This window comes from Actinomadura kijaniata NBRC 14229 (assembly GCF_001552175.1).
In the GTDB taxonomy this organism is placed as follows: domain Bacteria; phylum Actinomycetota; class Actinomycetes; order Streptosporangiales; family Streptosporangiaceae; genus Spirillospora; species Spirillospora kijaniata.
In genome coordinates this window covers 71,663-98,541 of the sequence record NZ_BCQR01000008.1, presented here as the reverse complement: position 1 = coordinate 98,541, position 26,879 = coordinate 71,663, and the positions used below count along the sequence as shown (strand labels likewise).

Below are 26,879 nucleotides of genomic sequence, written 5' to 3'. Positions count from 1 at the left end.
AAGAAACGCTGCGCCACCGTTCGGTCACCGGTCGCCTTACACCGCCTCCGACCAGCCGGTAAACCCGCCGGGCCGGGCCGAACGCGTTCACCCCACCCCTTGCCCGAACGCCGTTCGGCATGATGCGATGCCCCCTGCAAGTAATCACTTATCCAGCCGCACGGACCGAGAGGGGCGCGAGATGGTCGATGCCGGTATCCAGGAGGCGCGGGAGGGGCTGGCCCGGCGGCTGGCGGGACGGACGGTCTGCACCGAGCTCGCCGGCACCGTCCGCGCGCACGGCGACCGGCCCGCCTACTCCGACCGCGACGCCGACGGCTGGCGCACCCTCACCTGGAGCGCGTTCCGCGACCGGGCCCTGGACGCCGCCGCCGGGTTCGCCGCGCTCGGCCTGGAGCCGGGCGACGTGGTGGCGCTGATGATGCCCAACCGCGTGGAGCACCTGCTGGCCGACTCCGGCGCGATGCACGCGGGGGCCGTCCCCACCACCGTCTACGCCACCCTGGCCCCCGACCAGGTCGCGTTCATCGCCACCGACTGCGCCGCCAAGGTCGCGGTGCTCGACGGTCGCGACCAGCTCGACCGGTGGCTCCCGGTGCTGGACCGGCTGCCCGCCCTGCGCCGCGTCGTCGTGGTGGACGCCGCGGCCTGCCCGGCCGGGGACAAGTTCCTGACCTGGGACGACCTCCTGGCGCTGGGCGCCGAGCGCCGCGCCGCCGACGCCGCCGCCCTGGACGCCCGCTGGACGGCCCTCACCCCCGGCGACACCGTCTGCCTGCTCTACACCTCCGGCACCACCGGCGACCCCAAGGGCGTGCGGATCACCCACTCGATGGTGCTGCACGAGGCGGAGATGGTGGGCGGCGCGTCCGCGCTGCCCGAGCGGCCCACCGCGATCTCCTACCTGCCGTTCGCGCACATCGCCGACCGCGTCCTGAGCTACTACCTGCCGATCCGGCTGGCCGCCCACATCCACTTCTGCCCCGACCCCGCCCAGCTCACCACCGTGCTGCGGGAGGTCCGGCCGCACACCTTCTTCGGCGTCCCGCGCGTCTGGGAGAAGATCATGGCGGGGATCCAGGCGGTGCTGGCCGGGGAGCCGGACGAGCGGAAGAAGGCCGCCGTCGCGCAGGCGCTGGAGGCGGGCCGCCGGTACGTGGCGGCGCAGGAGTACGGCAACCCGCCCGTTCCCGACGAGGTGGCGGCCGGGTTCGCGCGCTGGGACCAGGCCGTGCTCGCCCCGATGCGCGGGCTGCTCGGCCTGGACCGCGTCGTGCAGTCCTCCAGCGCCGCCGCCCCGCTGCCGGAGGAGGTCGCCCGGTTCTTCGCCGGGCTCGGCCTGAAGATCTTCGACGCGTACGGGATGACCGAGACCACCGGCGCGATCACCGCCAACCTCCACGACGCGTTCAAGCTCGGCACCGTCGGCCGCGCCCTCCCCGGCGTGGAGCTCTCCCTCGCCGAGGACGGGGAGATCCTGGTGCGCGGCGCGACCTGCACCCCCGGCTACCTCAACCGGCCGCGGGCCGACGCCGACCTGATCGACGCGGACGGCTGGATCCGCACCGGCGACATCGGCGTGCTGGACGACGACGGCTTCCTGCGGGTCGTGGACCGCAAGAAGGAGATCATCATCACGGCGGGCGGCGAGAACATCGCGCCCTCCCTCATCGAGAACCACCTCAAGGAGCACCCGCTGATCGGGCAGGCCCTCGCCTACGGCGACCGGCGGCCCTACGTCGTCGCCCTGATCACCCTGGACGGCGAGGTCGCGCCGGTGTGGGCCGCCGCCCGCGGCGTCGAGGCCGCCGACGTCGCCGAGCTGGCCGAGCACCCGCTGGTCCTGGAGGAGGTCGCGCGGGCCGTCGAGGACGCCAACGCCCGGCTCGCCCGCGTCCAGCAGGTCAAGAAGTGGCGGTTGCTGCCGGCCGAGTGGACCGCCGAGAGCGAGGAGCTGACCCCCACCCTCAAGCTCCGGCGCCGCGTCGTGCACGGCAAGTACGGCGACGCCCTCGAGGGGCTGTACGCCTCCTGACCCGGCCCGGCGCCGCCTCCCGCCGACGGGACTCAGCGGGAGGCGGTGCCGGGCCGCCCGGCCACCTCCGCGTGCAGCGCCTCCACCCGCGCGCTCAGCGCCCGCACCTCCGCCAGCACCGCCGCCGATCCGGCCTCTCCCCCGGGCTGCTCCCCGACCTCCCGGTCGTTCTCCAGGTCGAGGCGCGCCTCCTCCTCCATCGCGCTCACCACGATCGCGATGAACAGGTTCAGCACCGCGAACGTCGTGACCAGGATGTAGACCACGAAGAACGCCCAGGCCAGCGGCTGGGACTTCATGATCTCGCGGCTGACGTCGGACCAGCCGTCCCCGGTCATGATCTGGAACAGGGTGAACAGCGACGCGCCCAGGTCGCCGAAGTGGTCGGGCGCGGCCTCGGCGAACAGCTCGGTCGCCATCACGCCCGACACGTACAGGATCAGCACCAGCAGCCCGATGGTCGACACCATGCCGGGGATCGCGCCCAGCAGCGCCGCCACCACCCGCCGCATGCTCGGCACCGCCGAGATCAGCCGCAGCACCCGCAGGACCCGCAGCGCCCGCAGCACCGACAGCCCGCCCGAGTCGGGCAGCAGCGCGATCGCCACGACCGCCAGGTCGAACACGCTCCACGGGTCGCGCGCGAAGCGGCGGCCGTGGGCGACCAGGCGCAGCCCCAGCTCCGCCGTGAACAGCACCAGCGCCACCTGGTCGACGGCGGCGGCGGCCTCGCTGAACGGCCCGGAGAGGGCGGGCACCGTGTCCACCCCGAGCGCCAGGGCGTTGACGACGATCAGGATGGTGACGACGCGCTGGAACGCCGGGGCCTCCACCAGGGCGCGCAGCCGGGCGCGCGGCCCGGTGCTCTCCCTGGGACGGGGGACGGCCTCGGAAGGGGAAGCAGACTCGACCACATCGCCCAGCGTAGTGAACCGATCACGCAGCGGCGGCCGTAATGGTGATCCGGTCCCGGTCGCCACCCGACCCTCACCCGGCCGTCACCCGGCTCCCTCCCCGGTCACAGCGCGGTCACAGCGCGGTCAGGCCGCCGTCGACCGGGATCACCGCGCCGTTGACGTAGGCCCCGGCGCGGCTGGCCAGGAAGACCGCCACGCCCGCCATGTCGTCGGGCCGCCCGATCCGGCGCAGCGGCACCGCGCCCGCGATGGTCTCGCCGAACGCCTCCAGCGTCGCCGCCATCATCTTCGACTCGAACGGGCCCGGCGCCACCGCGTTGACCGTGATCCGCTCGGGCCCCAGCTCCTTGGCCAGCACGCGGGTCAGCTGGTGCAGCCCGGCCTTGCTGGCGGTGTAGGAGTACCGGTCGGTCGGCGTCATGATCCCGTCGACCGAGCCGATGTTGATGACGCGGGCCGGGTCGTCGTCGGTGGCGGCGGCGCGCAGCGCGGGCAGCAGCGCCCGGGTGAGGAAGAACGGGGCCTTCAGGTTGAGGTCCACCACCTTGTCCCACGCCGACGCCGGGAACTCCGCCAGCGGCGCGCCCCAGGTCGCGCCCGCGTTGTTGACCAGGACGTGCAGCGGGCCGTCGCCGAGCCCGGCGGCCAGCCGCAGGCACTCGGCCTCGGTGGCGAGGTCCGCCGGGATCGCCTCGACGGTCCCGAACTCCGCCAGCTCGGCCGCCGCCTTCGCGCACGCCTCCGGCTTGCGGGAGCTGATCACCACCTTCGCCGCGCCCGCCCGCAGCAGGCCCCGCGCGATCATCAGGCCGATGCCGCGCGTCCCGCCGGTCACCAGCGCCGTCTTGCCCGCCAGGCTGAACAGGTCCGTCATGCCGCTTTCCTTCCGTGGGGAGGCGATCCCCAGGTAATACGGTGGAGGGATGAGGCGGCGCAAGTTGGCCTACGGCGTCATGATGGGCGCCTGCCTGACCCTGTTCGTGCTCGCCTGGACGGTGGTGCGGCTCTTCTCGCCCGCCCTGGCGGTCGCGATGACGGTGGTGGCGATGGTGATCCCGCCGTTCGCCGCCGTGGTCGCCAACTGGAACTACGACCGCGACGAGTGACGCCCGCGCCGGTGCGCGAAGCCCTCCCCATCCCCCATTTTCCTTCCATTTTTTGGCGATAATTCCGTTTTCTGTTGTCCGCCGGGACACATTTCCCTGCACGGACGGTGCATTTTTCTCTGCTGGATCTCCCCCTTATGGGGCCGGGGCACGGCAATTAGCCTTCCCTGCGTGCGCCGCCCCCGGCAGATGGGAGAGCCCCCGAGATGACCAGCGAGGCAGCCTCCGCGCCGCCCCCCGCGTCCGCGTCCGCGCTGAGCCTCGGCACCCGCGCGGCGCGCAATCTGGCGACCACCACCAAGTCGGTACCGCAGACGCAGGGGATCACCCCGCGGTGGCTGCTGCGCAAACTGCCGTGGGTGGAGGTGCGCGGCGGCACCTACCGGGTCAACCGCCGCCTGCGGGTGACGCCGGGACGCGGCCGGCCGGCGTTCGTGCAGGAGGGCGCCGACCACGTCCGGATCGTCCCCGAGACCCTCACCGAGCTGCCCCCGCTCCACGGCCTCGCCGACCGGGCCGCGCTGGAGCGCCTGGCCGGGCTGTTCACCGCCCGCGAGCTGCGGCCCGGCGAGGTCCTCACCGAGGCCGGGACGCCGGTCGGGGAGATGCTGGTCGTCGCGCACGGCAAGGTCGAACGCCTCGGGCCCGGCGAGTACGGCGGCGTCCGGAGCCTCGCCGTCGTCGGAGGCGGCGCGACGCTGGGCGAGGAGCTGCTGCACGAGCCCGACCCCGTGTGGCCGCACACCCACCGCGCCGTGACCGCCGGGACCCTCCTGACCGCCCCGCGCGGCGCCGTCCGCGAGCTCGTGGACGCCTCGCCCGCCCTGCGCGAGCACGTCGCCGCCCGCCGGGCCGGGGCCGCGCGTCCCGCCAACCGCAAGGGCGAGGCCGACATCCCCCTCGCCGCCGGGCACCACGGCGAGCCGGAGATCCCCGCCGGGTTCGCCGAGTACGAGCTGGCCCCCCGCGAGTACGGGCTGTCGCCCGTGCAGACCGTGCTGCGCGTCCACTCCCGCGTCCAGGACCTCTACAGCCACCCCATGGACCAGCTGGAGCAGCAGATCCGGCTGGTCGTCGAGGAGGTCCGCGAACGCGAGGAGTGGGAGCTGCTCAACAACCGCGCGTTCGGCCTGCTGCACAACGCCGAGTTCGACCAGCGGATCAGCACCCGCACCGGCCCGCCGACGCCGCACGACATGGACGAGCTGCTCACCCGCCGCCGCGGCACCCGGCTGTTCCTGGCCCACCCCCGCGCCATCGCCGCCTTCCACCGCCAGTGCACCCGGCACGGCCTGTACCCCGAGCCGGTGGTGGAGGACGGCCGCCCCGTCCCCGCCTGGCGCGGCGTCCCGATCCTGCCCTGCCCGAAGATCCCGATCTCCGACCGGGGGACCACCTCGATCGTCGCGATGCGCCTCGGGGAGGACGCCCACGGCGTGGTCGGGCTGCGCCGCACCGGCCTGCCCGACGAGCGCGCGCCCGGCCTGTCGGTGCGGTTCACCGGGATCGACGAGCACGCCGTCCTCCACTACCTCGTCTCCGCCCACTCCTCGACCGCGGTCCTCGTCCCCGACGCGATCGGCGTTCTGGAGAACGTCGAGATCACCGAAAGGCAGTCGTCATGACCATCGCCAGCGAGTACCAGAGCGACGTCGCCGACTACTGGAACGCCGAGCGCAACCCGGTGAACCTGCGGCTGGGCGATGTGTCGGGGATCTACCACCACCACTACGGCATCGGCGCGGCGGACCGGTCGGTGCTCGACATCGAGGACGAGAAGGCCAGGGACGAGGCCGTCATCAGGGAGCTGCACCGGCTGGAGAACGACCAGGCCGCGTTCCTGCTCGGCCATCTCGGCGACATCCGGCCCGAGCACCGGCTGCTGGACGCCGGGTGCGGGCGGGGCGGGTCGTCGATCCTGGCCAACGCCGCGTTCGGCTGCCGGGTCGACGGGGTGTCCATCTCCCAGCAGCAGGTCGACTTCGCCAACGAGCGGGCCACCGAGCGCGGCGTCGCCGACAAGGTCCGCTTCCACTTCCGGAACATGCTCGACACCGGGTTCGAGTCGGGGTCGTTCCAGGCGAGCTGGAACAACGAGTCGACCATGTACGTGGTGCTGGACGATCTGTTCGCCGAGCACTCCCGGCTGCTGGCGCGCGGCGGCCGGTACGTGACGATCACCGGCTGCTACAACGACGTGTACGGGCTGCCGTCGCGGGCGGTCTCCACCATCAACGCCCACTACGTGTGCGACATCCACCCCCGCAGCGCCTACTTCCGCGCGATGGCCGCCCACCGCCTGGTCCCGTGCGCGGTCGTCGACCTGACGGCCCAGACGATCCCCTACTGGGAGCTGCGCCGCGAGTCCTCGGTCGCCACCGGCATCGAGGACACGTTCCTGGAGGCCTACCGTGAGGGCGGCTTCCAGTACCTGCTGATCGCCGCGGACCGGGTCTGACGATGAGCCCCCACGGTCTTCCCCACGGTCTCCCGCACGGCCTGCCCCATGGGCTGGGCACCTCGGCGGCCCAGCTGCCCGCGCTGCTGGCGGTCTCCCGCCCCAGCCGCGAGCTGCCGCACACCGCCCCGTTCCCCTCCGGCGGGGCCTACGTCGAACGCGAGTGGGGCGACGGCTCCCACACCCCCCTGTACTGCCCGCTCCCCGAACGCGTCGACGACGTCCTGGCCGCCGAGGTGGACCGCCGCCTGCTGGACTGGGCGCGCCGGCGGGGCTTCCGCGACGACGAGCTGGAGGGCCTGGCCGGGGCGCGGTTCGGGCGGCTGGTGACCCTCGCGCACCCCGACGGCGACGACCCCGACCGCCTGCTGGTGGCGGCCGAGCTCAACGCGAGCTGGTGGGCGGCCGACGACTACTACGCCGACGACACCGCGCTCGGCGCGGTCCCCTCGCTGCTGCCGCCGCGCCTCACCCTGGCGATGTCGGCGATGGACGAGGTCCCCCCGGCGGGGGACTTCACCCCGCCGCTGGAGGCCGCGCTCCGCGACGACCTGGTGCTGCGGATGCTGCGCTCGGCCACCGGCCATCTGCGACGGTACGCCACCCCGTCCCAGGTCCAGCGGGTCTGCTACTCGACGTTCGCGATGTTCGTGAGCTGGACGGCGTACGCGGCCTGGCGCGAGACGCGCGAGCACCCGCCCGCCTGGGAGTACCTGGCGGCCCGCCAGCACGACAGCTTCTACACGTCCATGACGCTGATCGACGTGGTGGGCGGCTACGAGGTCCCGGCCGACCTGTTCTACGAGCCCCGGGTCCGCCGCGCCGCGTTCCAGGCGGGCACCGCCAGCGTGATCGTCAACGACCTGCACTCGGTCGCCAAGGACGCCGCCGACGAGAACCCGGTCTGCAACCTGGTCCTGCTGATCGCCGCCGACCGGGGCTGCTCGGTGCGGGAGGCGACCGAGGTGGCGGTGGAGCTGCACAACGACCTGGTGCGGTCGTTCGAACGCGGCCACCTGGAACTGTCGGCGGTCCCCTCCCCCGATCTCCAGCGGCTGCTGCGTGGGCTGCGGGCCTGGATGGGCGGCGGGATGGAGTGGCACGCCACCAACCCCCGCTACCGGACGGACCCGCCCTGAGGACCGCCGGCTCCTCCGCGTTACCGCGGGTGACCGTCGGTGCGGGAAGATCGTCCCATGGAGGAGCTGGGTGTCCTCGGCCTGCTGGACCTGGTCGGGATCTTCGTCTTCGCGGTGTCGGGGGCGCTGGCGGCGGTGCGCCAGCGCCTCGACGTCGTGGGCATGGTGGTGCTGGCCGAGATCACCGCGCTGGGCGGCGGGATCCTGCGCGACCTGGTGATCGGCGCGGTGCCGCCGGCCGCGTTCACCAGCCTGGGCTACGTACTGACGCCGCTGGTCGCCGGCGCCCTGGTGTTCTTCTGGCATCCGCAGGTCACCCGGCTGCTGCCCGCCGTGCTGTTCTTCGACGCCGCCGGGCTCGGGCTGTTCTGCGTCACCGGCACCCTCAAGGCCCTCGACCACGGCCTGTCGCCGCTGCACGCGGTGCTGCTCGGCGTCATCACCGCCGTCGGCGGCGGCATCCTCCGCGACATGATGAGCGGGCAGATCCCCTCGGTGCTGTACGACCGGCAGCTGTACGCCCTGCCCGCCCTGCTGGGCGCGACCATGATGGCGTTCGCGCACTGGCTGGACCTGCACGGCGGGATCGTCACGACCGGGTCGGCGGTGCTGGCGTTCCTGCTGCGGCTGCTGGCGATGCGGTACGGGTGGCGGACGCCGCGTCCCCGCGGCGTCCCCGACTAGCGGGCCGGGTCAGGCCCCGGCCTTCATCGTGAAGTTGACCTGGTCGTCCTCGACGGAGGTGACGGTCACGGTGACGGCGGCGACGCCCGGCGCGTTCGCCGCGGTGCAGCGCAGCGTCGCGCCGACCTCGCCCGACAGGTCGCCGGGGCAGTCGGCGGTGATCCCGAGCTTCCGGCTGATCTGGGCCTCGATCTTGTCGTCGTCCACCGTCTGGGTGAACTGGCAGGCCGAGGCGCCGAGGGCGAGTCCGCCCAGCAGGAACGGCAGGGTGATGAGCGTGCGCATGTGCGGTGTTCTCCCCGTGGTCGCGAACGGCCGGATCCGAGTGCGCTCCACGTCCCCCGGAAGCGCTCCGGCACGTTCCAAGAGTCGGTCCCGGCGCGCCCCGCCCACCAGGGTGCCCGGTCCCGTTCCGGCAGGGACGCGCGGCCGGGACATACCGCCGCGACCCGCCCCTCGCTTCGCGGGGCCGCCGGTTCGGCGGTACCGTCACGGCATGGGTCGGATCACCGTGCGCAGGCCCGTCCTGCGGCTCAGCACCGCCGGGACGCGAGGACGGCGGCCCGACACCCTGGCGGTGGAGGAGCCCCTGGAGATCCGGGTCGGCGGGCGGCCGCTGACCATCACCATGCGCACCCCCGGCGACGACTTCGACCTGGTCGCCGGGTTCCTGGCCGCCGAGGGGGTCGTCGCGGGGCCCGGGGACATCGCGGCCATGCGGTACTGCGCCGACACTGTTGAGCAGAACACCCTGGACGTGGTGCTGGCGGCGGGCGTGCGGCCGCCCGAGACGCTGCTGACGCGGGCGTTCACCACCACCAGCGCGTGCGGGGTGTGCGGGAAGGCCAGCGTGGAGGCGCTGCGCGACGACCGGCCCTACGACGTGGCCGCCGACCCGCTGACGCTGACCCCGCGGCTGCTGGCGGAGCTGCCGGACCGGCTGCGGGAGGCGCAGCGGGTGTTCGACCGCACCGGCGGCCTGCACGCGGCGGGCCTGTTCTCGGCCGCCGGGGAGCTGGTGGCGCTGCGCGAGGACGTGGGGCGGCACAACGCCGTGGACAAGGTCGTCGGCCACGCCCTGCGGCAGGGGCGGCTGCCGCTGGCCGGGCACGTGCTGGTGGTGAGCGGGCGGGCCTCGTTCGAGCTGACCCAGAAGGCGATGCAGGCCGGGATCCCGGTGCTGGCGGCGGTGTCGGCCCCGTCGTCGCTGGCGGTGGAGCTGGCCGAGGACGCCGGGATGACCCTGGTCGGGTTCCTGCGCGGCGAGACGATGAACGTCTACACCGGCGCCCACCGGATCACGGTCTGATCTCTTCTTGTCATCCGGGCACAGTCCGGCGGACCCGTGATGTGGCCCAGGGCACAAGAGTTCGGCCGCGCCCCAGGGGTTCAATACTTTTCCTACTCATCAGTAAGTGCGGTCTGTACGCTGCGCACGTGACCTGACGCGCACCGGTGGAGGAGAGGGAATGACGAGGCTTCCGACGCCCGACGGCCCGGCCTTCGATATCGACGAGAGGCACCCTCCCATCAGGACCCGGCGCGTGTCGTTCGACTGGTCGGACACGCCGCTGCACTGGATCCCCGGGGACCCGGTCGCCACCCACATCATCAACTCCTTCCACCTCGTGCTGCCCGAGGGCGAGAAGTGGTTCATCCAGTGCGTCAAGGACGCGCGGCCCCACATCAGGGACCCCCGGCTGCTGGAGGAGATCAAGGGGTTCATCGGGCAGGAGATGGTGCACGCCCGCTCCCACCAGGGGGTGCTGGACCAGATCCTGGAGGCCAACGGCATCGACGTCTCCCGGATCACCGGACCGGCGGGGCAGGGCAACGCCGACCGCGCCCGGCAGATGGCCGAGCTGAAGGTCCGGTCGCCGCGCAGGTGGCGGTGGCGGCTGCGGTTCGAGCTGGCGGCCGTGGCCTCGATCGAGCACTACACCGCCGTCCTCGGCCAGTGGATCATGGACAACGACCGGCTGGACAAGGCGGGGGTCGACCCCACGATGCTGGACCTGCTGCGCTGGCACGGCGCCGAGGAGGTCGAGCACCGGTCGGTGGTGTTCGACGTCTACCGGGCGGTGGGCGGCCGGTACCCGATGCGGGTCGCGGCCTGGCTGGTGTCGCTGTCCTTCCTGTACTGGGCGCTGATCGGCGGGTCGCTGTACCTGCTGCGGCAGGACCCGACGATCAAGGGGAGGGTGACGCTGCCCCGCGTGTACCGGGCCTACCGGCGCTCGGTCCGCAAGGGACACGTCCCGGGGGTCTTCCGGCTGCTGCTCGGCGAGGCCCCCGTCTACCTGCGGCCCTCGCACCACCCGTCGCAGGTGTGCTCGACCCCGCGGGCCCTGGAGTACCTGATGCACTCCCCGGCCGCCCGGCAGGCCGGGTACACCCCCTACTGACCGCACGCCTCCCCGCCGGGCGTGGCGCGCGTCACGCCGGGCGCGGCTTGACCGGGCCCCGGCACGGACGCTTAATTAACACTGTGTCTAATAAAGTGGCGCTCGCCCGCACCGACGACGCGGCGGAGCTCGAGCGATTCCGTGAGATGCAGCGTCTGTGCTACCGGTGCGCCGCCGAGGTGGCCGCCACCCTCGAACCGGGCGTGACCGAACGCGAGGCGTGCCGCCGCATGCGCCGCTGGCTGCTCTCCAACGGCGTGGACGACTGGCTGCACACCCCGTTCGCCTGGTTCGGCGACCGCAGCGCGTTCACCGGCTTCCGCACCCCCGCCGCCTTCCTGCCCAGCGGCCGGCGGCTGGAGGAGGGGATGCCCTACATCCTCGACATGGCCCCGGTGCGCGACGGCTACTCCGCCGACATCGGCTACGGCGGCGTCCTCGGCGAGAACCGCGTGTGGGAGCGGCTCGACACCGACCTGGCCGAGTACCGGACGCTGATCCTGGAGCTGGTGCGGCGGAGGCGGCCGTTCGCCGAGATCTACGCCGAGGTCGACGCGCTCATCGAGCGCCAGGGCTACCGGAACCGGCACCGCAAGTACCCCGGACGTGTCATCGGCCACCAGGTCGGGATCATCGGTGGGATACTTCCCAGGCGCGTCGGTTTCCCGTTCGGCGTGCGGTTCCTGCAGACGCTCGGGCGCGAACTGGTCAAGGAACGCCTGGAGGGCCGCTCCCCGCTGTGGAACGGCGCCCGGCGCTCCCAGCACCCGCCGACGCCCGGCCTGTGGGCCGTCGAGCCGCACATCGGGTTCCGGGGCGTGGGAGTGAAGTTCGAGGAGATCCTCGTCGTGACCGAGGACGACGCCTACTGGCTCGACGACGACCTCCCGCACGTCCACCGCTGGGCCGCGCGCGCCGACGAGGCCGCACCGAACGAGAAGGCGAACGCATGACGACCGTGCCCTCCCCCGCCAGGCGCGCCCGGAAGGTGCGCGGTGACGGCGTCGACCTGGCCGTCTACGAGCAGGGCGACCCCCGCAGGCCGACCGTTCTGCTCATGCACGGCTACCCCGACACCCACGCGGTGTGGGACGAGGTCGCCGCCGAGCTGGCCGAGCGGTACCACGTGGTGCGCTACGACGTGCGCGGCGCGGGCGCGTCGTCCCGCCCGTCCGGACGGCGCCGCTACACCTTCTCCTACCTGATGGCCGACCTGCGCGCGGTGCTGGACGCGACCGCGCCGGACCGGAAGGTGCACCTGGTCGGGCACGACTGGGGGTCGATCCAGGGGTGGGAGGCGGCCTGCACCATGCCCGACCGGTTCGCCTCGTTCACCTCGATCTCGGGGCCGTGCCTGGACCACGTGGCGCACCTGACGCGCCGCGGCCTGCGCCGCCCCACCCCGCGCGACCTCAAGCGCTCCCTCGGCCAGGCGCTGCGGTCCTGGTACATCTACTTCTTCCAGACGCCGCTGCTGCCCGAGACGCTGTGGCGGGCGGGGATCACCCGGCTGTTCACCCGCGCGCTGGAGGCCGGGGAGGGCGTCGCGCCCCGCGCCGGGCACCCGGCGCGGACGCTGGCGCGCGACGGCGCGGCCGGGGTCGGCCTGTACCGGGCCAACATGACGCAGCGGCTGCGCCGGCCGCTGGACCGCCGCACGAGCGTCCCCACGCAGGTCATCGTCCCGACCCGGGACCTGTTCGTGTCGCCGCACCTGGTCGCCGGGCTGAACGCGCGGGCACCGCGGCTGTCGCTGCGGACGATCGACGCCGGGCACTGGGTGGTGCGCAGCCACCCCGGAGTGATCGCGCGATGGATCGGCGAGCACATCACCGGCGCCACCGGCGGGACGCTGACCCCCGCCGGGTCACGGGCGCTGCGCCGCGCGAGGGTGGAGGCGGGACGGCGGCCGTTCGAGGGCTCCCTGGTGGTCGTCACCGGAGCGGGCAGCGGCATCGGGCGCGCCACGGCGCTGGCGTTCGCCGAACGCGGCGCGGAGGTGGTCGCCGCCGACCTGGACCTGCCGTCGGCGCGGCGCACCGCCGAGCTGGCCGGGCTGGTCGGCCCCGACGCCCACGCCTTCGAGGTGGACGTGTCGGACGCCGGCGCGATGGAGCACTTCGCCAAGACGGTGCTGCACGACCTCGGCGTCCCCGACGTCGTGGTCAACAACGCGGGCATCGGCATGGCCGGGCCGTTCCTGGAGCACACCGCCGAGGACTGGCGGCGCGTGCTGGACGTCAACCTGTGGGGCGTGATCCACGGATCGCGGCTGTTCGGGGCGGCGATGGCCGAACGCGGCGAGGGCGGCCACATCGTCAACACCGCCTCGGCCGCCGCCTTCACCCCGTCGCGGACGCTGCCCGCCTACGCCACCAGCAAGGCGGCGGTGCTGATGCTGTCGGAGTGCCTGCGCGCCGAGCTGAAGGGCCACGGCATCGGGGTCAGCGCGATCTGCCCCGGCATCGTCAACACCAACATCACCCGGACCTCCCGGTTCGTGGGGCTGGCGGCCGAGGACCAGGAGCAGCGGCGGCACCGCGCCTCCCGCGCCTACGCGCTGCGCAACTTCGGCCCCGAGGGCGTCGCCGAGCAGATCGTGGCGGCGGTGCGGCGCGACCGGGCCGTCGTCGCGGTCACCCCCGAGGCGAAGGTGAGCCGCCTGATCTCCCGGTTGTCCCCCGGCCTGATGCGTCTGCTGGCCCGCCTCGACATCGGCTGAGAGCCGCCCCGGCCGCGTTCGCCGGCCACCTGGCGCCGCCCCGCCGGAGAGGGTCAGGCGTCCTCGGTGAGGTTGACGCCGGTGTCGGGCGCGAACAGGTGGATCGCGTCCGGGTCGTAGACCAGTTCCAGCTCGTCGCCCTCGCGGACCGGTGACGCCGGGTCGAGGCGGGCGACGAGCTGGTCGCCGCTCCAGGACTCCCGGCCCTGGAACGCGTCGGCCAGGTGCTCGGAGCGCACCGCGGCGTCCGCGTCCAGGGTGAGGTAGGCCAGTTTCTCGGCGCCCAGCGACTCCAGGATCTCCACCTGCCCGGTGAAGGAGCACGGCTCCGCCCCGCCGTGGACGCCTCCCAGCCGCGGGTCGGCGAACGCCTCGGGCCGGACGCCGAGGACGAGTTCGCGGGGCACGCCGCGGCGCCGTTGCAGGGCGTTCCGCATCCGGTCGGTCAGCGGGATGCGGCCGATCACGCTCCGCAGGGCGCCGTCCTGGATCTCGGCGGGCAGGAAGTTCATGGCCGGGGACCCCACGAACCCGGCCACGAACAGGTTGTGCGGGCGCCGGTACAGCTCGTCGGGCGGGCCGACCTGCTGGACGCGCCCCTTGTTCATCAGCACCATGCGGTCGCCGAGGGTCATCGCCTCGGTCTGGTCGTGGGTGACGTACACGGTGGTGGTGCCCAGCCGCTTCTGGAGCCGGGAGATCGTGGTGCGCATCTGCACGCGCAGCTTGGCGTCCAGGTTGGACAGCGGCTCGTCCATCAGGAACGCCCTGGGGTCGCGGACGATGGCCCGGCCCATCGCCACCCGCTGCCGCTGCCCTCCCGACAGGTGCGCGGGGCGGCGGTCCAGCAGGCCCTCCAGGTCGAGGATCCGCGCGGTCTCCTCGATCTTCCCGGCCGCCCGCGCCCTGTCCATCCCGGCCAGCCGCAGCGGGAACCCGATGTTCTCGCGGACGGTCATGTGCGGGTACAGGGCGTAGGACTGGAACACCATCGCGATGTCGCGGGCGCGCGGGGCGACCTCGTTGACGCGGGTCCCGTCGATGCGCAGCTCTCCGGAGGTGATGTCCTCCAGGCCCGCGATCATGTTGAGGGTGGTGGACTTGCCGCAGCCCGACGGCCCGACCAGGATGACGAACTCGCCGTCGGCGACGGTCAGGTCGAGGGCGTGCACGGCGGTGTAGCCGTCGGGATAGGTCTTGCCGACCTTCTCCAGCGCGATCTCAGCCATGGCGGGACCCCATCCTCTCCCCCACTATCCCTTCACCGCTCCGGAGGTCAGGCCGGACACGATCCGGCGCTGGAACAGCAGCACGAACACCACGATCGGCACCGTGATCACCATGGCGGCCGCCGCGATCGACCCGGTCGGGTCCTCGAACTGGGAGCTGCCGGTGAAGAACGAGATCGTGGCCGGCGCGGTGCGGGCCGCGTCGGAGGAGGTCAGCGAGATCGAGAACAGGAAGTCGTTCCAGCACACGATGAACGCCAGGATGGCCGTGGTCACCACCCCGGGCATCGCCAGCGGCGCGATGACCAGGCGGAACGCCTGGAACGGCGTCGCCCCGTCCATCTTGGCGGCCTTCTCCAGGTCCCACGGGATCTCGCGGAAGAACGTCGACAGCGTGTAGATGGTCAGCGGCAGCGCGAAGGTGACGTACGGCAGGATCAGGCCGGGCCAGGTGTTGAACAGCCCGAGGCCGCGCTCGATCTGGAACAGCGGCGTCACCAGCGAGATCTGCGGGAACATCGCGATCAGCAGCGAGACGCCGAGCACCAGCGACTTGCCGGGGAACGCCAGCCGCGCGATCGCGTAGGCGGCCAGCGTGCCGACGGCGATGGCGACCGCGGTGGAGATCAGCCCGATGCCGATCGAGTTGACCAGGCCGCGCACGAAGTCGTCGTTGGCGAAGATGCCCCGGTAGTTGTCCAGGGTCCACCGGCGGGGCCAGAACGCCCCGTCGCTGATGGTGGCGGGCGTCTTGAACGACAGCGCCGCGATCCACGCGACCGGCACCAGCGCGTACAGCAGCACCAGCGCGTTGACGGCGCTCCACCTCGCCCTGTTCCGCCCCGTCGTCACCGCCGTCCCTCCGGGTCCCGGCCGGGCGCGGCGGTGCCGAAGCCCTTGACGAACACGAACGCGACCAGCGCGACGGTCAGGAAGATGAGCACCGACATGGTCGAGCCGACGCCGAGGTTCAGGCCGCCGATGAGGTTGTGGTAGGCGATCACCGAGACCGAGGAGGTCTGCTGCGCGCCGTTGGTGAGCACGTAGATGTTGTCGAAGACGCGGAACGCGTCCAGCGTGCGGAACAGCAGCGCCGCCAGGATCGCCGGCTTCATCAGCGGCAGCGTGACCATCGTGAACCGCTGCCAGGCGGTCGCGCCGTCCATCGCGGCGGCCTTCAGGGTGTCCTCGGGCACCAGTGCCAGCCCCGCCATCAGCAGCAGCGCCATGAACGGCGTGGTCTTCCACACCTCGGCCAGGATGATGATGCCGACGGCGGGCCAGTGCTCGGTGAGCGGGGCCTCCCCCGCGGGCAGCATCCCGGCGAGCCAGCCGGTGCCGGGCGTCCAGGCGTACTTCCAGCCGTAGGCGGCGGCGACGGTGACGATGCCGTACGGGATCAGCACGACGGTCCGCACCAGCCCGCGGCCGACGACCGTCCGGTACATCGCGACGGCGACGGCCATGCCGAGCACCAGTTCCAGCACCACGCTGACCGCGGTGACCAGCAGGGTCAGGCCGAACGCCTGCCACCAGAACGGGCTGGTCAGCACGGTGGCGTAGTTGTCCAGCCCGACCCAGGCCCGCCGGTCGGGGAAGCGCAGGTCGTTGCGTTGCAGCGACAGCAGCAGCGAGTACAGCACCGGCCATCCGGCGACCAGCACCATCACCAGCGCGGCGGGCGCGCACAGCCACCAGCCCAGGCGGCGTTCGGCCCTCCTGCCCTCGCTGGGCGTGCGGGCGGCGGTGCCGGCGCGCGCCGTCACGGCAGCACCCCCTTGCTCTGCAGCGCCTCGGCGATCTGCTCGCGCAGGCTCGCCAGCGTGCGGTCGGGGTCGATGGAGCCCGGCGGCGACAGCGCGACCGCCGTGACCGTGGAGACGTTCTGGTAGGTGGGGGTGACGGGCCGGGGCGCGGCGGTCTTCAGCGCCGCCAGGATCGCCTCCTTCATCGGGTACGCCTCGCGCATGCCCTCGGCGTCGTAGACCGACTCCAGGGTGGGCGGCAGGCCGTCCCGGACGGCGGCGATCCGCTGGCTCTCGGGGTCGCGCAGGCACAGCGCGGCCTCGAACGCCTGCGCGGGCCGCCTGGAGTAGCTGCTGACGGCGAAGTTCGCGCCGCCCAGCGGGGAGCGGCCCGGCCCGTCGATGCCCGGATAGGGCGCCCACCGGAAGTGGCGCAGCATGCCGGGCCGGTTGCCGGCCATCGAGGCGTACACGAACGGCCAGTTGACCTCGTAGGCGGCGCGGCCGCTCTCCACCGCCAGCCGGGCGTCGTCCTCCTTGGTGTTGGCCAGCGACGGGTCGGCGGCCCGGGAGCGCGCGTAGTCCCGCATGACGGCGAGCGCCCTGCGGGCGGGGGCGCCGAGGTCGACGCGTTCGCCGTCGGCGCTCAGCATGCTCCCCCCGGCGGAGGCGACCATGCTGTTGAACCACACCACCAGGCCCTCGTACTGCGCGCCGGTGACCTCGCCGTAGGCGGGTCTCCCGTCGGCCGCCAGCCGCGCGGAGGCGGCCATCATCTGCGACCAGGTGGCGGGCGGTTCGGGCAGCAGGTCCGAGCGGTACCACAGCAGTTGCACGTTGGTGTTGTAGGGCGCGGCGTACAGCCTGCCCTGCCAGGTGGCGGTGTCGAGCGGCCGGGTGAGGGTGCCGCGCCGGGCCCGTTCGGCGTGGGCGCCGGTCCACTCGCGGATCCATCCGGCCTCGGCGAGCTCGGCGGTCCAGGTGACGTCCAGGCCGAGCACGTCGAGGCCGTCGTCCTCGGCGGCCAGCCGCCGCACCAGCTGCTCGCGCTGGTCGTCGGCGCCGCGCGGCAGCGTGTTGAGGACGATCCGGTAGCGGCCCCCGGCGAGGCCGTTGCAGCGTTCGACGATGGCGGACAGGTTCTGCTGCGGCGCGTTGTAGAGGTTGACGACGGGCGTCGCGGGGCCGTCGGAGCCGCACCCGGCGGCCAGGCCCGCCGCGACGGCGGCCGCCGCCAGCGCCGCCCGCACGCGCATCGCTCCCCCTTGATCGTTTCGCTTCGGAGCGGGGCCTACCCCGCGTGCGTCACCCGGTCGCCCCGCCTTGCCGAATCCTTACCGGCCGATCGCGATCCCGAGACCCGCGCGTCCTGGTCGGGCACCGAGTGCTCCAGGTCCACCTGGCGGCCGGTGCGGGTGTCGAGGAAGCCGAGCCGGATCAGGTCGTCGCCCGCCAGGCTGTGCAGCAGCCAGTCCCCCAGCACCCGCGCCTTGGCGCGCAGCGACGGCACCGTGGACAGGTGGTAGCCGCGCGTGACGGCCTGCGCGGGCACGCCGGTCAGCGGCACCCCCAGCGGGCGCGCGACGGCCTGCGGGCCGCCCAGGTCGACGACCATGCCGAGGTCGCGGTGGTGGTAGGGGCGCGGTTCCCGGCCGGTCAGCGACGCGGCCACGTTGTGGGCGACGGCGCGGGCCTGGCGGGTGGCGTGCTGGGCGGTCGGCGGGCAGATCGCGCCGTCGCCCCTGGCCAGGTCGGGCACGGCGGCGGCGTCGCCGAGCGCGAACACCTCCGGGTGGCCCGGCAGCCGCAGGTCCGCGCCGACCACCAGGCGACCCTTCTCGGTCGGCCGGTCCAGCGTGGCGACGACCGGCGCGGGCGTGACCCCGGCCGTCCAGATGACGGTGCGGGTCGGCAGCACGCGCCCGTCGGTCATCTCGGCGCTGTCGGCGGTGAGGCTCTTGAGGCTGACGCGCAGCCGGATGTCGATGCCGCGGCGGCGCAGCTTGGCCATCGCGACGTCGCCGAGCCGTTCGCCGAGCTCGGGCAGCAGGCGCGGCGCGAGGTCGATCAGCGTCCACGACAGCAGGTCGGGGTCCAGGCGCGGGAAGCGCCGCATCGCGTTGAGGGTGAGCAGGTGCAGGTTGGCGGCGGTCTCCACGCCCGAGTAGCCGCCGCCGACCACCAGGAAGCCGAGGCGCGCGGCGCGCTCGGCGGCGTCGTCGGTGGCGCTGGCCAGCTCCAGCTGGGCGATGACGTGGTCGCGCATGTAGACGGCCTCGGCCAGGTTCTTCATCCCGTGGGCGTGCTCCTTCAGCCCGGGGATGTCGAAGGTGCGGGTGACGCTGCCGGGGCACAGCACGAGGCGGTCGTAGGGCACCGCCTTCACCGACCCGTCGATCATGTCGACCTCGACGGTGCGGGCGGCCAGGTCCACGCCGGTCGCCCTGCCGGGGACCAGCTGGGTGCGGCGCAGCATGCGGTGCAGCGGCCCGGCGATCGAGCGCGGGTCCAGCACGCCCGCGGCCACCTCCGGCAGCAGCGGCTGGTAGAGCGAGTAGCCGTGCGGTGCGATGATCTTGAGTTGGGCCTGGCCGCGGCGCAGCCTGCGCTCCAGCAGCCGGGCGACGTTGTAGCCGGCGAATCCGGCGCCCACGATCACGACGCGGGGTGTGGGCATGGCGTGCTCCCTTCGGACGGCGGGAACGACACGGGACGCCGCCCCCGTGACGACGCGTTGCACGTGATCAATAACAATACGTGACAGTCCGTACACGCCCTACCCCCGGGACCCTGGAAAAACACAGGTCAGGGCCTCGGCTCGGCGGAACGGCCCGCCCGCGGCGGGTTCATTCGACGCCGGTGCGGCGGACGATGCCGTCGTATTCGGGTTTGCGCTTCCAGTCGGGATCCGGCGGGATGTGGCCGGGACGGGGGCAGTGCCTGGAGCGCGCGCCGGTCACCGGGTCGTGCAGGTAGCGCGGGCAGTTCTCGAAGACCTCGCGGATCCGCACCGTGACCGTCGCGTCCGCGCCCTCGAAGCGGGCGGTGTGCCGCGGGTCCGTCGAGACGGACGCGTCACCGTTGAGGCGCAGCTTGATCGGGCGGCCGTGGTCGATGAACAGCAGGCCCACGGCCGGGTTCACCAGGATGTTGCCGAGGCTCCGGAACATGCCGTTGCCGTCGTAGCTGGGGAACTCCAGCGTCCGCCGGTCCAGCACGCGGACGAACCCGGGCAGCCCGCCCTTGTAGGAGCAGTCGGGCCTTCCGCGGTCGTCGGCGGTCGCGAGGAAGAAGCGGTCGGCGGCGCCGATGAGCGCGATGTCGCCGTCGCCCAGCCCGTCCAGCACGTACCGGTCGGCGAGGCGCCGCGCGAGCCGCTCGGTGTCCAGGCGGCGCTGCATCTCGCGGGCGCCCCGGTGGTAGAACGGGCCCGTCACGGCGTCCTCCCCGCCATCGCCATCCGTTCCTCCAGCGACAGCCGGGAGACCTCCCGCTCGAACGCGGCGAACCAGGGCATCGCCGTCGCCGACGCCCGGGTGGTCAGCTCGATCTCCCACGCGAGACGGTCGGCGGCGGGCAGGTCCACCGGCACCAGGCCGGCCGTCGGCTCCAGGCAGGAACCGGGGACCAGGGCGACCGCGCCCAGCAGCGCGGCCATCTCCTGCATGGCCTTCCAGTCGTTGCTGCGCGCGGCGGCCCGGGGCCGGAACCCCAGCCGGGCGCAGTGGTCCACGATGACCTCGTGGCAGTGGGTCTCCCGGCCCGGCAACACCCAGTCGGCGTCGGCGAGCCCGCGCAGCGGCGACCCGGCCGGCATCCCGCCCAGGGAACGGGGCACGACCAGCGCGAACGGGTCGCGGTAGAGCGGGTGGCTGGCGAGCGGCGCGGTCCGGGGGCCCGGCGGGCGCACCACCACCGCCAGGTCCAGCCGGCCGGCCGCGATGTCCCGGTACGCCTCGTGCGGCGTGGTCTCGAACAGCTCGAAGGCCATCCTGGTCCGGGTCCTCAGGCGGCGGACCACCGGGAACAGCCAGGTGCGGTAGACCGAGGGGAACGCGCCCAGCCGCACGGCGCGGGCCCGCCGCTCGACCGGGATCTCGGCCGTGCGGCGGAGCGAGTCCACGGCGCTGTCCCACCGGGACAGGATCTCCTCGCCGAGCGCGGCCATCTCCAGGCCGCGGTCGGTGAGCTGGACCCCCCGGCCACGGCGTTCGACGACGGAGAACCCGCAGACGGCCGTCAGCGACCGGAGCTGCTGGGAGACCGCCGACGGTGACAGGTGGAGGGCGGCGGCCGCGGCGTGGACCGAACCGTGCTCCCTCACAGCGCGGAGCGTGCGTAGCTGTCTGGTGTTCACGAAGGAGGAGACGGCCTCGGCCGACCCGTTTGTTCAAACTTCAAGCAAGTGGATCAGAGGCCGGGAGTGGCCACCCCGCCGACCGTGCGGCTCTGCTTCACGGTCGTGGAGCCCGCCCCGCGGCCCGGCCGAGACTCGTGCCTACCCCGCGACGACGAGCGGCCCTTTCCGGGCCGCCCCGCTCACGTGGAAGGACACGCACATGGACGCCGCGCTCACCGAGAGCATGCGGGAGACCACGACCGGGATCGGGCGCGACCTCGCGCTGGGCTTCCCCGCCGATCCCGGCACCGCGCCCGACCAGGCGGTCCGGCTGCGGCTGCTGCGACGGCTGCACGCCCACTACGTCGCCTACCTCGCCGGTCCGTCGGACTTCGCGCGCATCCCCCGGCTGAACACCGACCCGGAGATCGGCGCGATCGAGCACGCCTGGCTGCGTTGGGAGGAGACGCGGGCGGCCGCGCGGGAACTGCCCCGGACCGCCGGGGAGTTCCGCCCCTGGTTCCTGCGCACCGCCGCCGACCACGTCCAGCCGGAGTTCAACGCCTATCTGGCCGAGGAGGCCACGCTCGCCGAGATCGCGCTGTTCTTCCTGGCCGAGGAGCTGGTGGACAGCAGGTTCGACGACCTGATGGCGCTCGTGCAGATCGGCGCCGAGGGCGAGGCCAAGCTCACCATCGCCGAGAACTACTGGGACGAGATGGGCGAGGGCGTCCTGGAGCGGATGCACACGCGCATGTTCGCGCACTCGGCCGCCTACATGCGGGCGCACCTGGACGCCCGCGGCGTCGACCGGTCCCGCCTGGGTTTCCCCGAGGTGTACGAGAACGCCGCGCTGCTGCTGGCCTACGGCGTCCACCGGCATCTCACCCCCCGCGCGCTGGGCGCGATGGGCGTGCTGGAGCAGAGCGCCTCGCCGCGCTTCCAGGCCATGGTGGACGGCTGCACGCGGCTCGGCGTCCCCGAGGACGTGCTCGCCTACCAGCGGATCCACGTGCACGTGGACGCCGACCACGGCGCCGAGTGGATCGAGGGGGTCCTCGTCCCGCTCGTCGCGCGCTCCCCCGAGCTGCTCCGCGAGATCAGCCTCGGCGTCGTCACCCGGGTCCGGGTCGCCGACGCCTACTACCGGCGCGTGTGGGACGTCATGAAGGGCACGCGGTGATGGGGGCCGCGCTCAGGCCCGTGCCCGGCCTGTTCCAGCGGGCCCGGGTCAGCCGCCGCGACCAGGGCGTCTTCGTCGCCAAGCTCGCGCTCGCCGGGGCGCTCCTCGCCGCGGGCGTCGCCGTCGAGCTCCTCGGCGGTCCCGCGGGGGCGGTGGCCGGGGTCCTCCTGCTCGGCGCGGTGTACACGCACCTGGTCGAGCTCCAGCACCAGTGCCTGCACCACTCGGCGTTCACCTCCGCCCGGCCGCACCGGCTGGTGGGCGTCCCGCTCGGCCTGCCACTGCTGGTGGCCTACAGCCACTACCGGGTGCGGCACCTGCAACACCACCGCTACCTGGGGACGCCGCGGGACTCGGAGTTCTTCGGGTTCGACGCCCGCCGGCCCCTCACCTGGCGGTCGCTGCTGCGCGGCGCGTTCGACTACCGGCGCCTGCTGACCGTGGCGGACGCGATCGTCCGCAGCGCGCGCGGCGCCTGGCGGTACGACCTCGGCCGGATCCCCGACCGGCGCCGCCGCGAGGTGATGGCCGAGTACCGGCTGATGGGCGCCGTCGTCGGCGCCGCCGTCCTGGTCGCCGCGCTCGGCCACGGCGCGCTGGTGCTCCGGCTGTGGCTGCTGCCCCTGCTGGTGGCCGTCCCGATGCACTTCCTGCTGGAGCTCCCCGAGCACGTGCTGTGCGACGACGGGACCGACGACGTGCTGCGCAACACGCGGTCGATCACCGGCAGCCGGTTCAGCACCTGGTTCACCAACGGCAACAACCTGCACGTCGAGCACCACGCCGCGATGACCGTGGCGATCAACCGGCTGCGCGAGCGCCACCCCGAGGTGCGCGCCTCGGCCAAGCACGTCGAGCGCGGCTACCCCTCCTTCTACTGGCGGGTGGCCCGCGAGGCCACCGCCAACCTGCGGTCGTCGCGCGCGGCCCGCGGCGGCCCGGGACGCCCGTCATGAGCGCCCGGCCGTGCTCGGCGCGGACCCCGGCGCGGGCCCCGGCGCGGAGCGGGGCCTCGGTCCAGGGCCGCGCCTTCCGGTTCGCCCCGCTGCTGGGTTCGGGCCAGGTGCCCGGGATCGTCAGCGGCTCGTTCACCGGCGACCTCATCCGGCTCGTCACGCCCGACGCCGAGTTCACCGTCCGCCTGGACCGGCCGACGCCGGAGATCGAGGCGGTCTTCCGCGAGGACCGCGCCGACGGGCGGACCTGGTGGGCGGCGTGGCGGGTCCGGCCCGCCACGCCCGACACCGGGGCCACCGCCGCGGCGATCGCCGCCCACATCGCCGAGAGCAGGAGGCGCTTCGCCGGGCTGCTCGCACAGGATCCGGAGGCGACCTGAGATGACCACACTGCACATCGGCAACGTCAAGACCGAGGAGATGTCCGGCGACCCCGCGCTGCTCACCGACGCGCAGCTGCGGCTCGCGGGCTGCGCCGCCGAGCGGGCCCTGTGGTTCGCGCGGGACGGCGACGTCGTCGTCCTGCCCGCGGCGCCGCAGGACGCGTTCGTCGAACACGTCACGCGGACGACCGGCGTCCACGCGCCGTCCCTGCGGATCGTGGTGCCGCCCGCCGGGCACGCCGGCGACGCGGTGCTGACCGCCGACCGGCTGGCCGACGAGCGCCTGCGCACCGCGCTGCGCGCCGCCCTGGACGGCCGCCCCCTCACCCGCGTCCGGGCGTACTACCCCGACGCGTCGGTGGTGGCGCTGGCCGAGGCGCTCGGCGCCCCGCGGGCCGTGCCCGGCCACGCGTTCCTCGCCCAGGGCGGCGCCGCGGCCGCCAACAGCAAGGCGCTGTTCCGCGCCGTCGCCGCCGGGCTCGGCATCCCGCTGGCGCCCGGCACGACCGCCGCCCGGCCCCGGCAGGCCGAGGACGCCGTCGTGCGCTGGCTGGACGCCGGCCACCCGGTGATCCTCAAACGGGACCTGCAAAGCGCCGGCGAGGGCAACGAGATCCTCAGCCCGGACGGCGTGGTGCGGCCCCTCGGCGCCGACCGCGTCGTGGTCCTCAACGGCCGCCCCGCCGTCCGCGCCCACCTGGCCGAACGCTGGCCCTGGCTGACCGACGGCGGGCGCGGCCGGCTGGTCGTCGAGCGCTACCTGCCCGGGGTCCGCCCCGTCTACGCCGAGTACCTGGTGACCGACGGCGGGATCGAGCCCACCGGCGAGGGGGAGCTGCTCATGGCGCCGCTGCTCGACGGCATCGCCATCCCGGTGCCCGGACTCGCGCCGGGCGCCCGCGCCGCCCTGCTGCGCCTGACCCGGAGGCTGTGCGAGGCGTACCGCGCGATCGGCTACCGCGGCACGATGAGCGTGGACGGCCTGGTCACCCCGGACGGCGCCGTCCTGCTGAACGAGACCAACAGCCGGCTCAGCGGCGCCACGCACCTGCACGACGTCGTCGGCCGCCTGGCCGGGCCCGGCCGCGCCCTGCTCGACCGCGCCGGCTGGGCGGTGCCCTCGTTCGGCGAGGCGCTGCGCAGGCTGGCGGACACCGGCCACGCCTTCGACCCGTCCACCCGGACGGGAACGCTGCTGACCTGCGACTTCACCCGGCTGAACGGCACCGTCGGCTACTGCGTGGCGGCCGACGGCATCGGCGCGGCCCGGCAGCGGGAGGCGCGGATCCGGGAGCTGTTCACCCCGGCCGACCGGAGGTGAGCGGCACCGTGCGCATCATCGACCTGAGCCACGAGATCGGCACCGGCTTCGCCGCCTACCCGGGGCTGCCCGCGCCCGTCATCGACGACTACCTCAGCTGGGAGGACTCGCACCGCGCCTACCATCCGGGCACCGAGTTCCGCATCGGCAGGATCACCATGGTCGGCAACACCGGCACCTACCTGGACACCCCCGCCCACCGTTACCGCGACGGCTTCGACCTCAGCGGGCTGCCGCTGGAGGTGGTCGTGGAGCTCCCCGGCGTGCTGGTGCGCACCGGCGCGCGGGCGATCCCGCCCGCCGCGTTCGCCGGCCTCCAGGTGCGCGACCGCGCCGTCCTGATCAGCACCGGCTGGTGCCGGCACTGGAAGACGGCGCGGTACGGCGGGCGCGACCACCCCCACCTCACCGCCGAGGCCGCGGACCTGCTGGCCGAACGGGGCGCCGGGCTGGTCGGCATCGACTCGGTCAACATCGACGACACCTCCCCCGACAGCGCCGGGCGGCGGCCCGTCCACTCCGCCCTGCTCGCGGCCGGCATCCCGATCGTGGAGCACCTGCGCGACCTGGAGAAGCTCGACGACGGCCCGTTCACCTTCACCGCCGTGCCGGTCAAGGTGCGGGGCCTGGCGACCTTCCCGGTCCGGGCGTACGCCAGGCAGGGCTCCCGGTGAGGCGGTACCGCGACCTGCTGCGCAGGCGCGGGATGGTCCGCTGGAGCAGCGTCCGCCTGGTCACGCGCGTCCCCGCGGCGGCCGCGCCGATCATGTTCGTGATGCTGTCGAAGACGCAGCTCGGCGACTACCGCACGGGGGCCTGGATGGCCGCCGGGTGCGTGGCCGCCGAGTGCGTCGCCGCGCCGCCGCTCGGCGCCCGGCTGGACCGGCGGCCGATGCTCGGCGAGGCGCGGCTCGCGCTCGTCGTCACGGCGGCGGCGCTCGTGGCCGTCGCCGCCGGCGTCCGGTGGCTGCCGACGGCCGCCCTGGTGGTCCTGGCCGGCGTGGCGGGCGGCGCGGTCGCCGGGCTCGTCGGCGGCCTGCGCACCCTGCTGACCCGGATGCTGCCCGAGGACGAGGTGCGCACCGGGCTCGGCTGGGAGTCGGCCCTGACCAACCTGGTCTTCGCGGCCTCCCCCGCCCTCGTGACCGGCCTCGCCGTCGGCGTCGACGGCCGCCTGCCCCTCCTGCTGACGAGCGCGGGCGCCCTCGCGTCCGTGCCGTTCCTGCGCGGCCTTCCGGGCATCGGCGACGTGCCCGCGTCCCGCCCGGACGGGGAGCGCGGCTCGGCCCGCGCCCTGCTCGCGGCCTGGCCGATCTACCTCACCAGCGCCGTGGCCATGTACCTGTCGGCGACCGTCGAGGTGGCGCTGGCGCCCCTGCTGGAACGGCACGGCCTCGCCATCGGCTGGACGGGCGTGCTGCTCAGCGCGTTCTCGATCGCGGCGGTTGCCGGCGGCCTGCTGTACGGTCTGCGCGCCTGGCCCGGTTCGTACCGCCTCCAGAGCCTCGCGCTGCTGACCGCCACGGCCGTCCTGGTCGCCCTCGCCGCCGCCGGAGCGCGCGCCGGGCTGCTCGCCGTGGCGGTCCCCCTCACCGCCGCCGGCGCCGCCCAGGCGGGGCTCGTCACCGCGCGGAACCTGTCGCTGCACCGGGCGCTGCCCGCGCACAGCCTCTCCGCGGGCAACTCCGTGATGTACGCGAGCGGCTGCCTCGGATTCGGGAGCAGCGCCGCCGTGATCGCGCTGTTCCTCTCCCCCGGCGGGGCCACCGCCCTGGTCCTGCTCTCCTGCCTGCTCACGCTCGGGTCGGCCTGGCTGGGGGCGGCGGCCGAACGGCTCACCGGGCGGGCCCCCGCCGCGGTCGGGTCCGCGACCGCGTGCCCGCGCCCCTGACCGGGGCGCCCCGCGGGGTTCCGGCGGGTCAGGAGGCGGTCTCGTCGACCCGGATCCCGGTGAGGACGGCGTCCAGCAGGCCCGGGTAGCGGGCGTCCAGGTCGTCGCGGCGCAGGGACACCAGGGTCTCCCGGCCCGACGGCACCTGCCAGATCACGCCGTTCTCCCGCAGGACGCGCCAGTGGTGGGTCATCGTCGACTTGGCGGTGATCCCCAGCTCGGCGAGAACGCTGTTGCAGGTGCGCTCGGCGCCTCCGGTCAGCGCGCGGACCACGCCGAGGCGCACCGGGTTTCCCAGGGCCGACAGCACGCCGTCGAGACGGATCTGCTCGGGGTCGGGGTGGAGACGCCTCATGGTCTCACCGT

27 protein-coding genes are annotated in these 26,879 nt (G+C 73.9%); 16 read left to right on the top strand and 11 right to left on the bottom strand.

What is annotated here, in order from left to right:
• The first annotated feature begins 181 nt into the window (after positions 1 to 181).
• Entirely contained in the window at positions 182 to 2,035 is a 1,854-nt protein-coding gene (locus AKI01S_RS03410) for an AMP-dependent synthetase/ligase (RefSeq protein WP_067812150.1), read from the top strand.
• A gap of 32 nt (positions 2,036 to 2,067) precedes the next feature.
• Here AKI01S_RS03410 and AKI01S_RS03405 read toward each other — a convergent pair whose 3' ends face one another.
• Positions 2,068 to 2,949, bottom strand: a complete 882-nt coding sequence (locus AKI01S_RS03405; RefSeq protein ID WP_157419634.1) for an ion transporter — start codon at positions 2,947 to 2,949, stop codon at positions 2,068 to 2,070.
• Positions 2,950 to 3,064: 115 nt separating this feature from the next.
• Positions 3,065 to 3,826: an SDR family oxidoreductase gene (locus AKI01S_RS03400; protein ID WP_067812148.1), complete on the bottom strand. Its 762-nt coding sequence runs from the start codon at positions 3,824 to 3,826 to the stop codon at positions 3,065 to 3,067.
• A gap of 49 nt (positions 3,827 to 3,875) precedes the next feature.
• Here AKI01S_RS03400 and AKI01S_RS03395 point away from each other — a divergent pair, with 49 nt between their 5' ends.
• From AKI01S_RS03395 to AKI01S_RS03375, 5 genes are all read left to right on the top strand, one after another.
• Positions 3,876 to 4,058, top strand: a complete 183-nt coding sequence (locus AKI01S_RS03395; RefSeq protein WP_067812146.1) for a DUF3099 domain-containing protein — start codon at positions 3,876 to 3,878, stop codon at positions 4,056 to 4,058.
• Between the two features lie 206 nt (positions 4,059 to 4,264).
• Positions 4,265 to 5,683, top strand: coding sequence for a family 2B encapsulin nanocompartment shell protein (locus AKI01S_RS03390; RefSeq protein ID WP_067812144.1), 1,419 nt, complete (start codon positions 4,265 to 4,267; stop codon positions 5,681 to 5,683).
• Positions 5,680 to 6,516, top strand: coding sequence for a geranyl diphosphate 2-C-methyltransferase (locus tag AKI01S_RS03385; RefSeq protein WP_067812142.1), 837 nt, complete (start codon positions 5,680 to 5,682; stop codon positions 6,514 to 6,516). The genes AKI01S_RS03390 and AKI01S_RS03385 overlap by 4 nt, the downstream gene beginning before the upstream one ends.
• Before the next feature lie 2 nt (positions 6,517 to 6,518).
• Positions 6,519 to 7,655: a family 2 encapsulin nanocompartment cargo protein terpene cyclase gene (locus AKI01S_RS03380; RefSeq protein ID WP_067812140.1), complete on the top strand. Its 1,137-nt coding sequence runs from the start codon at positions 6,519 to 6,521 to the stop codon at positions 7,653 to 7,655.
• 57 nt (positions 7,656 to 7,712) lie between these two features.
• Complete coding sequence (locus AKI01S_RS03375) at positions 7,713 to 8,339, top strand: trimeric intracellular cation channel family protein (protein ID WP_067812138.1); 627 nt, start codon at positions 7,713 to 7,715, stop codon at positions 8,337 to 8,339.
• A 9-nt stretch (positions 8,340 to 8,348) separates the two neighbouring features.
• On the opposite strand, the gene AKI01S_RS03370 is transcribed toward AKI01S_RS03375, so the two are convergent.
• The gene (locus AKI01S_RS03370) at positions 8,349 to 8,624 is read right to left on the bottom strand and encodes a DUF4333 domain-containing protein (protein ID WP_067812135.1); all 276 of its coding nucleotides are present in this window, start codon (positions 8,622 to 8,624) and stop codon (positions 8,349 to 8,351) included.
• A 211-nt stretch (positions 8,625 to 8,835) separates the two neighbouring features.
• On the opposite strand from AKI01S_RS03370, the gene fdhD reads away from it, so the two are divergent.
• The 4 genes from fdhD to AKI01S_RS03350 all read left to right on the top strand — a co-directional run bounded on the left by fdhD (position 8,836) and on the right by AKI01S_RS03350 (position 13,466).
• Positions 8,836 to 9,648 (top strand): formate dehydrogenase accessory sulfurtransferase FdhD, encoded by an 813-nt coding sequence (gene fdhD / locus AKI01S_RS03365; RefSeq protein ID WP_067812133.1) that lies wholly within the window; start codon positions 8,836 to 8,838, stop codon positions 9,646 to 9,648.
• A gap of 160 nt (positions 9,649 to 9,808) precedes the next feature.
• The gene (locus tag AKI01S_RS03360; RefSeq protein ID WP_067812131.1) at positions 9,809 to 10,744 is read left to right on the top strand and encodes a metal-dependent hydrolase; all 936 of its coding nucleotides are present in this window, start codon (positions 9,809 to 9,811) and stop codon (positions 10,742 to 10,744) included.
• Between the two features lie 95 nt (positions 10,745 to 10,839).
• The gene (locus AKI01S_RS03355) at positions 10,840 to 11,697 is read left to right on the top strand and encodes a M24 family metallopeptidase (protein ID WP_067812129.1); all 858 of its coding nucleotides are present in this window, start codon (positions 10,840 to 10,842) and stop codon (positions 11,695 to 11,697) included.
• On the top strand, positions 11,694 to 13,466 hold the full coding sequence (locus tag AKI01S_RS03350) for an SDR family oxidoreductase (RefSeq protein WP_067812127.1): 1,773 nt from the start codon (positions 11,694 to 11,696) through the stop codon (positions 13,464 to 13,466). The genes AKI01S_RS03355 and AKI01S_RS03350 overlap by 4 nt, the downstream gene beginning before the upstream one ends.
• Positions 13,467 to 13,519: 53 nt before the next feature.
• On the opposite strand, the gene AKI01S_RS03345 is transcribed toward AKI01S_RS03350, so the two are convergent.
• The 7 genes from AKI01S_RS03345 to AKI01S_RS03315 form a co-directional block, all read right to left on the bottom strand.
• Positions 13,520 to 14,695, bottom strand: coding sequence for an ABC transporter ATP-binding protein (locus tag AKI01S_RS03345; RefSeq protein WP_067812125.1), 1,176 nt, complete (start codon positions 14,693 to 14,695; stop codon positions 13,520 to 13,522).
• A gap of 24 nt (positions 14,696 to 14,719) precedes the next feature.
• Positions 14,720 to 15,547: a carbohydrate ABC transporter permease gene (locus AKI01S_RS03340; RefSeq protein ID WP_067812123.1), complete on the bottom strand. Its 828-nt coding sequence runs from the start codon at positions 15,545 to 15,547 to the stop codon at positions 14,720 to 14,722.
• Positions 15,544 to 16,461 carry a carbohydrate ABC transporter permease gene (locus AKI01S_RS03335; RefSeq protein ID WP_067812121.1) on the bottom strand — a complete coding sequence of 306 codons (918 nt, stop codon included), beginning with the start codon at positions 16,459 to 16,461 and terminating at the stop codon, positions 15,544 to 15,546. Before AKI01S_RS03335 ends, AKI01S_RS03340 begins: the two co-directional genes overlap by 4 nt.
• Positions 16,458 to 17,696: an ABC transporter substrate-binding protein gene (locus AKI01S_RS03330; protein ID WP_067812119.1), complete on the bottom strand. Its 1,239-nt coding sequence runs from the start codon at positions 17,694 to 17,696 to the stop codon at positions 16,458 to 16,460. Before AKI01S_RS03330 ends, AKI01S_RS03335 begins: the two co-directional genes overlap by 4 nt.
• A 35-nt stretch (positions 17,697 to 17,731) precedes the next feature.
• On the bottom strand, positions 17,732 to 19,117 hold the full coding sequence (locus AKI01S_RS03325; RefSeq protein WP_067812117.1) for an NAD(P)/FAD-dependent oxidoreductase: 1,386 nt from the start codon (positions 19,115 to 19,117) through the stop codon (positions 17,732 to 17,734).
• A 169-nt stretch (positions 19,118 to 19,286) separates the two neighbouring features.
• Complete coding sequence (locus AKI01S_RS03320; RefSeq protein WP_218009540.1) at positions 19,287 to 19,877, bottom strand: pyridoxamine 5'-phosphate oxidase family protein; 591 nt, start codon at positions 19,875 to 19,877, stop codon at positions 19,287 to 19,289.
• A complete protein-coding gene (locus AKI01S_RS03315; protein ID WP_083998817.1) occupies positions 19,874 to 20,797 on the bottom strand; it encodes a LysR family transcriptional regulator in 924 nt (307 codons plus the stop codon). The genes AKI01S_RS03320 and AKI01S_RS03315 overlap by 4 nt, the downstream gene beginning before the upstream one ends.
• A 202-nt stretch (positions 20,798 to 20,999) precedes the next feature.
• Between AKI01S_RS03315 and AKI01S_RS03310 the strand changes: the two genes are divergently transcribed.
• Genes AKI01S_RS03310 through AKI01S_RS03285 form a run of 6 tightly spaced genes read left to right on the top strand, consistent with a single transcriptional unit; the run spans position 21,000 to position 26,513 of the window.
• The gene (locus AKI01S_RS03310; RefSeq protein WP_218009539.1) at positions 21,000 to 21,962 is read left to right on the top strand and encodes an iron-containing redox enzyme family protein; all 963 of its coding nucleotides are present in this window, start codon (positions 21,000 to 21,002) and stop codon (positions 21,960 to 21,962) included.
• On the top strand, positions 21,962 to 22,918 hold the full coding sequence (locus AKI01S_RS03305) for a fatty acid desaturase family protein (RefSeq protein WP_067812113.1): 957 nt from the start codon (positions 21,962 to 21,964) through the stop codon (positions 22,916 to 22,918). Before AKI01S_RS03310 ends, AKI01S_RS03305 begins: the two co-directional genes overlap by 1 nt.
• On the top strand, positions 22,915 to 23,298 hold the full coding sequence (locus tag AKI01S_RS03300; RefSeq protein WP_067812111.1) for a hypothetical protein: 384 nt from the start codon (positions 22,915 to 22,917) through the stop codon (positions 23,296 to 23,298). Before AKI01S_RS03305 ends, AKI01S_RS03300 begins: the two co-directional genes overlap by 4 nt.
• A 1-nt stretch (position 23,299) precedes the next feature.
• Positions 23,300 to 24,622, top strand: coding sequence for a preATP grasp domain-containing protein (locus AKI01S_RS03295; protein WP_067812109.1), 1,323 nt, complete (start codon positions 23,300 to 23,302; stop codon positions 24,620 to 24,622).
• Between the two features lie 8 nt (positions 24,623 to 24,630).
• Positions 24,631 to 25,296: a cyclase family protein gene (locus AKI01S_RS03290; protein WP_067812198.1), complete on the top strand. Its 666-nt coding sequence runs from the start codon at positions 24,631 to 24,633 to the stop codon at positions 25,294 to 25,296.
• Positions 25,293 to 26,513 (top strand): MFS transporter, encoded by a 1,221-nt coding sequence (locus AKI01S_RS03285; RefSeq protein WP_157419633.1) that lies wholly within the window; start codon positions 25,293 to 25,295, stop codon positions 26,511 to 26,513. Before AKI01S_RS03290 ends, AKI01S_RS03285 begins: the two co-directional genes overlap by 4 nt.
• Positions 26,514 to 26,541: 28 nt before the next feature.
• On the opposite strand, the gene AKI01S_RS03280 is transcribed toward AKI01S_RS03285, so the two are convergent.
• Positions 26,542 to 26,868, bottom strand: a complete 327-nt coding sequence (locus AKI01S_RS03280) for an ArsR/SmtB family transcription factor (RefSeq protein ID WP_067812105.1) — start codon at positions 26,866 to 26,868, stop codon at positions 26,542 to 26,544.
• Positions 26,869 to 26,879: the final 11 nt, after the last annotated feature.